Annotated in this window: 7 protein-coding genes; 4 read left to right on the forward strand and 3 right to left on the reverse strand. The window is 66.5% G+C overall.

Annotated features, from left to right (window positions below; all coding sequences use genetic code 11):
* Positions 1–185: 185 nt before the first annotated feature.
* Entirely contained in the window at positions 186–1,058 is an 873-nt protein-coding gene (locus IP86_RS18070; RefSeq protein WP_054163821.1) for an SDR family oxidoreductase, read from the reverse strand.
* 114 nt (positions 1,059–1,172) lie between these two features.
* Here IP86_RS18070 and IP86_RS18075 point away from each other — a divergent pair, with 114 nt between their 5' ends.
* Positions 1,173–1,982, forward strand: coding sequence for a crotonase/enoyl-CoA hydratase family protein (locus IP86_RS18075; RefSeq protein ID WP_054163822.1), 810 nt, complete (start codon positions 1,173–1,175; stop codon positions 1,980–1,982).
* Positions 1,983–2,208: 226 nt separating this feature from the next.
* Positions 2,209–3,753, forward strand: coding sequence for an acyl-CoA synthetase (locus tag IP86_RS18080; protein ID WP_054163823.1), 1,545 nt, complete (start codon positions 2,209–2,211; stop codon positions 3,751–3,753).
* 237 nt (positions 3,754–3,990) lie between these two features.
* On the opposite strand, the gene IP86_RS18085 is transcribed toward IP86_RS18080, so the two are convergent.
* Both IP86_RS18085 and IP86_RS18090 read right to left on the reverse strand, forming a co-directional pair.
* The gene (locus IP86_RS18085; protein ID WP_054163824.1) at positions 3,991–4,872 is read right to left on the reverse strand and encodes a LysR family transcriptional regulator; all 882 of its coding nucleotides are present in this window, start codon (positions 4,870–4,872) and stop codon (positions 3,991–3,993) included.
* Complete coding sequence (locus IP86_RS18090) at positions 4,869–5,924, reverse strand: YeiH family protein (protein ID WP_054163825.1); 1,056 nt, start codon at positions 5,922–5,924, stop codon at positions 4,869–4,871. The genes IP86_RS18085 and IP86_RS18090 overlap by 4 nt, the downstream gene beginning before the upstream one ends.
* 301 nt (positions 5,925–6,225) lie before the next feature.
* On the opposite strand from IP86_RS18090, the gene IP86_RS18095 reads away from it, so the two are divergent.
* Together IP86_RS18095 and IP86_RS18100 are read left to right on the forward strand one after the other, a co-directional pair.
* A complete protein-coding gene (locus IP86_RS18095; RefSeq protein ID WP_054163826.1) occupies positions 6,226–7,107 on the forward strand; it encodes a hypothetical protein in 882 nt (293 codons plus the stop codon).
* Positions 7,108–7,193: 86 nt separating this feature from the next.
* Positions 7,194–8,237 (forward strand): phosphoenolpyruvate carboxylase (locus IP86_RS18100; RefSeq protein ID WP_156332546.1); only part of this gene is annotated, 1,044 nt, incomplete at its 3' end.

Here is an 8,237-nt window from a genome sequence, read left to right on the forward strand (position 1 = left end):
CCCTTGCGGGGAGGGTCGGCCGAGCGAAGCGGAGGCCGGGGTGGGGGTCCCCGAGCTCAGCGCTTGGGGTTTACCCCCACCCGACCGGCCTTACGGCCGGCCACCCTCCCCGCAAGGGGGAGGGATACTTGGCTCGTGTCCACGTGCGATCCCTAGATCGCGCCACTAACCGGGCGGTTGGACGTTTACCCTCGCTTCGCGCGGTCCTTTTCGTTCTGCGCCTTGATCGAAGCCTTGGCGGTCTCCCAATCCTCGTTGCTCCAGTCGCGGAGCTGATAGAAGTTGCCGCCCATCGCCAGGCCCTGGGCGCCGTCCATGGCGATGGTTTCGCCGTTGATCCAGTCGCAGCCGCCGGAGATCAGAAAGACGGCGACGTTCTGCAGCTCTTCCATGGTTCCAACGCGGCCCATCGGATTCATTTTGATGGTACGGGCGCCGGCTTCATCGCCCGGCTTGATGCGCTTGCTCATGCCCTCGGTCGGAATTTCGCCGGGCGCAATGGTGTTGAGGCGGATGCCATAGCGGCCCCATTCGGTGGCCAGCGACATCGTCATGGCATGGATCGCCGATTTGCTCATCGCCGAGGGCACCACATAGGGGCTGCCGTTGCGCACCCAGGTGGTGGTGATCGACAGCACGTTGCCGCGATGGCCGCCTTCGATCCAGCGTCGGCCGACCGCGTGCGTCACATAGAAGGTGCCGTGCATCACGATGTTGGCGACGGCGTCGAAGCCGCGGGGCGACAGCTCTTCCGTCCGCGAGATGAAATTTCCGGCCGCATTGTTGATCAGGTCGGTGAGCGGGCCGGTCGCCCAGATCGTCTCGATCATGTGGTCGACCGCGGCGGCGTCGCGAATGTCGACGCCGTACGTCATCACCTTGCCGCCGAACTGATCCATCAGTTCGGTCGCGGTCTCGTCGCACACGCCCTTGCGGCGGCCGCAGATATGCACTTCGGCGCCGAGTTGGAGGAAGCGCGCCGCCATCGCCTTGCCGAGGCCGGTGCCTCCGCCGGTGACCAGAATGCGACGACCTGCGAGAAGCTTATCGGTGAACATGTCAGATGCCCGGAAAAGTGGAAGGTCTCTGTTGATTAAGCGATTGACTAAATTCGGACAACGCTTTTTTGTAGCGCCGCATTCGCTCACAATCACAACAGAGGAAACCGCCCCATGAATGATCGCGTATCGGTATCGCTGACGAACGGCGTTGCCGACGTCCGGCTGGTGCGGGCCGACAAGATGAATGCGCTCGATGCCGCGATGTTCGAGGCGCTGGTGGCGACGACCGAACGTCTCGCCAAGGACAAGAGCGTGCGCGTCGTGGTGCTGTCCGGTGAGGGTAAGGCGTTCTGTGCCGGCCTCGATATGGGGCGTTTTGCCGCGATGAAGGAGAATGGTGGTAACGGAATTCCGGGAGGCGAATTTCGCGATCTCACCAAGCGCACGCACGGCCAGGCGAATGCGGCGCAGCAGGCGGTGTGGGGCTGGCGGATGCTGCCGGTGCCGGTGATTGCTGCAGTGCACGGCGTGGCGTTCGGCGGCGGCTGTCAGCTCGCGCTCGGCGCCGACATCCGGCTGATGGCGCCCGACGCGCGGATGTCGATCATGGAAATCAAATGGGGCCTGGTGCCCGACATGGCCGGCACGCCGATCCTGGCGACGCTGCTGCGCGACGACGTGTTGCGCGAGCTGACCTACACCGGCCGCATCGTCGGCGCGCAGGAGGCGGTGAGCCTCGGCCTCGCTACCAAGGTTGTCGACGATCCGCGCGCGGCCGCGCTGGAGATGGCGCGCGAGATCGCCGGCAAGAATCCGGATGCGATCCGCGCCGCCAAGCGGATGATGAACGCGCTGTCGGTCGATCCCGGCCCGGCGCTGCTGGCCGAAAGCGTCGAACAGCAGAAGCTGATCGGCTCGCCCAACCAGACCGAAGCGGTCCGCGCCAACCTGGAAAAGCGCGCGCCGAATTTCGCGGACTAGGTCCGAACAAACACCGCCTCGTCATTGCGAGGAGGCGAAGCCGACGAAGCAATCCACAAGCCGCGTGCTCGGCGCCTCTGGATTGCTTCGCTTCGCTCGCAATGACGGGGATAGACCCGTGTTCCCAGCTCATGGTTCGAGACGCATCGCTGCGCGATGCTCCTCACCGTGAGGCATCAACGGTGCGTCGCACCGATACCGACACTAAGAAGCGGACAATTCAACCATGACTGACACCCAACTCCTCCACGGCATCCTGTCCGGCGAGCGGCACCGCAGTTTCGACGAGGTCAATGCGCGTGCGGCGCGGATGGCGGGCGGGCTGCAGGCGCTCGGCGTCAAGCCGGGCGACTGCGTCTGCGTGCTGATGCGCAACGACGTGGCGTTTCTCGAAGCCGCCTATGCGGTGATGACGGTCGGCGCCTACATGGTGCCGGTGAATTGGCATTTCAAACAGGACGAACTCGCCTACGTGCTCGGTGACACCGGCACGCGCGTGCTGATCGGCCACGCCGACCTGCTGCACGAAGCGGCCTCGGTGCTGCCTGCCGGCGTCACAATGCTGAGCGTGGCGACGCCAGCGGAGATTCTGGCCAACTACAAGGTTGCACCGGAGCATCGCGTGGCACCGGCGGCCGCAATCGATGTTGAGGGCTGGCTGGTGCAGCAGAAGCCGTATGACGGTCCGGCACTGCCGCAGCCGCAGAACATGATCTACACCTCGGGTACCACCGGCCATCCCAAGGGCGTCAAGCGCTTCGCGCCGACCTCGGAGCAGGCCAAGAACGCCGAGGCGATGCGGGCGATGATTTACGGGCTGAAGCCCGGCGCGCGTGTGTTGTGTCCGGGCCCGCTGTATCACTCGGCGCCGAACGCGTTCGGCATCCGCGCCGGTCGGCTCGGCGGCCTGTTGGTGCTGATGCCGCGGTTCGAGCCGGAGACGCTGCTGCAACTGATCGAGCGCCATCGCATCGACACCGTGTTCATGGTGCCGACGATGTTCATCCGGCTGATGAAGCTGCCGGAGGAGGTGCGCAAGAAGTACGACGTCTCGTCGCTGCGCCATGTCATCCACGCCGCGGCGCCGTGCCCGGCCGACGTCAAGCGCGCGATGATCGAGTGGTGGGGGCCGGTGATCTATGAGTTCTACGGCTCGACCGAGTCCGGCGCGGTGACCTTCGCCAGCTCCGAGGACGCGCTGAAGAAACCCGGCACCGTCGGCAAGATCGCGCCGGGCGCCGAGATCAAGTTCATCGACGACGACGGCAAGGAACTGCCGCAAGGCGAAATCGGCGAGATCTTCTCGCGGATCGCCGGCAATCCGGACTTCACCTACCACAACAAGCCGGAGAAGCGCGCCGAGATCGATCGCGACGGCTTCATCACCTCGGGCGACGTCGGCTACATCGACGCCGACGGCTACGTGTTCATCTGCGACCGCAAGCGCGACATGGTGATCTCCGGCGGCGTCAACATCTATCCGGCCGAGATCGAAGCCGCGATCCACGCCATCCCCGGCGTGCACGACTGCGCGGTGTTCGGCATTCCGGATGCGGAGTTCGGCGAGTCGCTGATGGCGATGCTCGAGCCGCAGCCGGGCGTAACGCTGGAGGAAGCCTACATCCGCGACCAGCTCAAGCACGCGCTGGCCGGCTACAAGGTGCCCAAGCACATCCAGATCATGACCGAACTGCCGCGCGAAGACTCCGGCAAGATCTTCAAACGCCGCCTGCGCGATCCGTATTGGGCGAAGGCGGGGCGGACGATCTGAGGGGCGGCTTTTGCCGCTGATGGCAACACAAACCTCTCCGTCATTGCGAGGAGCGAAGCGACGAAGCAATCCAGCTCAGTGCACCGGGCTGGATTGCTTCGCTTCGCTCGCAATGACGGACTTCATTAAGAAGTACTTCGTCATGGCCGGGACAAGCCCGGGCATGACGGGTGGGTGAGGCCGCTGAGTGATTTCGCACGTTTGCTGCGCGTCGAGTACTTAGTCGGTAGTCCTCCATCATTCCTTCCGCAACGCCTCGATCATCGCCGTCACCGCCTTGCTCGCGGTGTGCTCCCTGTGGCGCAGCAGAGTGAACGCGCGGCCCGGGAGGTCGAGGCGGACGCGGTGCAGGGTGCCGGCGGCGAGCGAGGGGGCGGCGACGAGGTCGGAGATCGCGGTGGCGCAGTCGGATTGCTCGACCGCGGCGCGGAGCGCCTCGTTGGAGGGCAGCTCGAGCCGGATGTCCAGATCGGCGAGCGCGATATCGAAGCGCTTCAGCGCGGCTTCGAACAGCGCACGGGTTCCCGAGCCGCGCTCGCGCAGCACCCAGCCCGTCGAGGTGAGCTTGCTTGCAGCGATCCGCGACTGCGTCGCCCAGGGGTGACGCGATCCGACCACGATCGCCAGCGTGTCGCCGCCGATGCGCGTCGCGCTCAGCGCCGGATCGTCGACTTCGCCTTCGACCACGCCGACATCGGCGCGGCCGTCGTGCACGGCGTCGGCCACCTGCTCGGTATTGGCGATCGACACCTGCAAGGCGACGCCCGGATAGCTCTGCTGAAACGTCAGCAGGCGCGGCGGCAGCCAATAATTGCCGACCGTCTGGCTTGCCGCGAGTGATAAGGCGCCGCGCTTCAGCCCGGCGAGATCGTCCAGCGCCTGCGCGGCTGCCTTGGCGCGGCTCACCACCGCGCGGGCTTCGCCGAGGAAATCACGTCCGGCCTCGGTCAACACGATGCCGCGTCCGACGCGGTCGAACAGCTTGACGTCGTAACGCGCTTCCAGCGCGGCGATCGCCGCGCTGGTGGCCGATTGCGTCAGGTTGAGCTCGCCGGCCGCGCGGGTCATATGTTGCTGCTCGGCGACCGCGATGAAGATGCGGAGTTGCTCCAGTGTCATCCGTGCCATCCTGTAAGCTTGATCAGGGCCAGCGAGAAGCTGGCGACGAACAGCGCGGCGGCCAGGCCGAGCAGGGCCGGGCGCAGCCCGCGCGCCGCCAGCTTGCGCAAATCGGTTTCCAGCCCCATCGCCGCCAGCGCCATCGCCAGTAGGAAGGTGGTGAGCGCGACGATCTCACTCTTCACGCCGCTTGGGATCGCCACGACATGATTTACGCCGATCATCGCGACGAAGCCGAGCACGAACCACGGCATCGGCGGGGCGGCATGGCCCGCGCTGTCCGCTGGGTGGCGGAGGCCGATGCTAGTCAGCATGCCGAGGCCGATCACCAGCGGTGCCAGCATGGCGACGCGCGACAGCTTGGCGATGGTGCCGAACTCGCCAGCCTTCGGCCCCGCCTGGAACGCCGCCGCGACCACCTGGGCGATCTCGTGGATCGAGGCGCCGGTCCAAAGTCCGAAGCTGCGGGCGTCGAGGCCGAGCGGGCCGGCGAGCAGCGGCAGCGCGATCATCGCGGCCGAGCCGAACACCGTGACACAGGCGACGCCGTAGGCGACGTCCTCGTCGTCGGCGCGGGTGACGGTGTTGGTGGCGATGATCGCCGACGCGCCGCAGATCGAGGTGCCGGCGGCGATCAACTCCGCGAGCTTTCGGTCGACGCCGAGCCGGCGGCCGAGCCAGACCGTGAAGCTGAAGGTGGCGAGCAGCGTTGCGGCGATGATCGCCAGCCCTTCACCGCCGACTTCGATCAGCTGATCGGTGGTGAGCTGCAGGCCGAGCAGGACGATGGCGAAGCGCAGCACGCGGCGCAGACTGACCTTGACGCCCGGCAGCGCCCAGGCCGGTGTGCCGATCAGGTTATGGCCCACGATGCCGATCACGATCGCCAGCAGCATCGGGCTGAGGTTGGCAGCGCCCGGCAGCGCATGCAGCCCGGTCGCCGCTGCTGCGATCCCGGCGGTGAGCAGCAGGCCCGGCGCGATGGCGGTGACGTGGCGGACAAAATGGGCTGGGCGGTGATGATCAGCATGGGCGTTCACGGGCGTGGTCATGGCGCGTCTCCTGTGGTCCGGGCATTCCGCGCCAGCTTTATTCATCAATCAAACGTATTGATTTTATCAATTCAACAAGAGAAGGCGATTATTCGTTTGCGCGACGATCCGCGCTGGAACCTGGACCGCCGACCGCTGTTGCTCCCGAACGGCTCGCCGATGCCGCGGCTGCAGGCCGCACGGGGTGGAGCGGCTCGCGGACTGCGCAACCTCCGCCGGCCGCGCGGGTGTGGTAGGATCGTCATCGCCTCGATCTGTCTGTCGACCGCGAGCCGTGAGGCCAGCTTCAGGAGCTTCGATCATGACCGGCGTCGATTACGAACAACCCCCCGCACGCACATGGCATTCCGGGTTCGGCGGCTTTCTGCTGCGGGACTGGCCCTATGTGCTGATGCTGCTGCTGTCGCTCGGTGGCGTCGCCTACACCAGCTTCAATCCGACCGGTCTCTACTGGGTGCTGATCACGCCGCTGTTCGGGCTGATCTGTGTGATCGCGCGTTGGCCACACGTGGTCGGCCGCGACGAGCACATCCATCTGGTGATTTCACAGGCGCTGCATTGGGCGGCCGTATTGGTGACGATGCAGCTGATGTCGCTGCAGGTGCTGCGCAACGTCACCGGCGTGGCGTCGGCGCTCAGCGTTCTGACGCTGCTGGCGCTCGGCACCTTCAGCGCCGGCCTGCACATCCGGTCGTGGAAGGTCAGCGTCGTCGGCTTCCTGCTTGGTCTCAGCGTGCCCGCCGCGGCGCTGCTGCAGCAGTCCGCGTTGCTGATCGTGCTGGTGGTTGCGGTACTGATCGCAATCGCCGTGCCGTTCGTCTGGATGCGTGCGCGGTCGCCGGTGGGACCGGAGCATCCGCTTTACGAAGCACCGACGCGAACCGAATCCGCGCCCATGACCGCGACCCCCACGGCGCCGGTAGCACAGACCACGCTGTTCGAGCCGCCGCTGTTCGATCCGCCTGGGACGACGCCCGCGCCGCGGCCGTCGCTGCACGACCCGGTGCTGCCGCCGAAGCCGGCCGCGCCGCCGACCGTCGACACCGCGGAGCCGGGACCCGTGATCGATCCGGTGTTGCCGGAGACGACAGTCCCCGAGCCGCCGCGCGATCCGGCTGCATCGACGGCGGACGACGGCGAGCCGAAATCCGATAACGTTCGTCCGCTGTTCGGCGGCCGCTGACGGCTGGGTGAACAGCCCGCCCGCGGGTTGATCTTGCGTGCGGCGCACAATCCGTCAGGATGGACATCGCAAGCCTGGAGTGCGCGATGTCCATCACCCTGCCGTCCGAGCCCGACACGTTGCCGAACCGCGCCGATGACGGCGCGCTGACCGACGAGGAGATCCGGCTTCGCAACGACATCCGGCTGCTCGGCCGGATCCTCGGCGACACCGTGCGCGACCAGGAGGGCGCCGCAGTGTTCGATCTGGTCGAACTGATCCGCCAGACCTCGATTCGCTTCCATCGCGACGAAGACAAGACCGCGCGGCGCGAGCTTGAGGCCATCCTCGACGGCATGTCGGCTTCGGACACGGTGAAGATCGTCCGCGCCTTCAGCTACTTCTCTCATCTCGCCAATATCGCTGAGGACCAGACCAACATCCGCCAGATGCGCGCCGGTTCGACCGCCGGCTCGGCGCCGCGTGCCGGCATGCTGGCCAAGACACTGAAGCATGCGCGCGAGGAGGGGATTGGCGCCCGCGAGCTACGCGACTTCTTCAAGACCGCGCTGGTCAGCCCGGTGCTCACCGCGCACCCGACCGAGGTGCGGCGCAAGAGCACGATGGACCGCGAGATGGAGATCGCCGCGCTGCTCGATCAGCGCGACCGCGTCCAGCTCACCGCCGACGAATGGGCGCAGAACGAGGAGCAGCTGCGCCGCGCCGTGCTGACGCTGTGGAAGACCAATTTGCTGCGCCGGACCAAGCTCAACGTGCTCGACGAGGTCACCAACGGCCTGTCGTTCTACGACTACACCTTCCTGTCCGAAGTGCCGCGGCTGTATGGCGCGCTGGAGGACCAGCTCGCCACCGAGGACGGCAGCAGCGAGGAGCTGGCGAGCTTCCTGCGGATGGGCAGCTGGATCGGCGGCGACCGCGACGGCAATCCCTTCGTCACGGCGGAGGTGCTGCAGGGCACGCTGCGGCTGCACAGCGCACGGGTGCTGCGTTATTATCTCGACGAGTTGCACGAGCTCGGCTCGGAGCTGTCGCTGGCGTCGCATCTGGCGCCAATCAGCGACGAAGTTCGAACCCTCGCTGAGCGCTCGCCCGATCACTCGCCGCATCGCCGTTACGAGCCGTACCGGCTC

The sequence above is a fragment of the Rhodopseudomonas sp. AAP120 genome, from assembly GCF_001295845.1.
In the GTDB taxonomy this organism is placed as follows: domain Bacteria; phylum Pseudomonadota; class Alphaproteobacteria; order Rhizobiales; family Xanthobacteraceae; genus Rhodopseudomonas.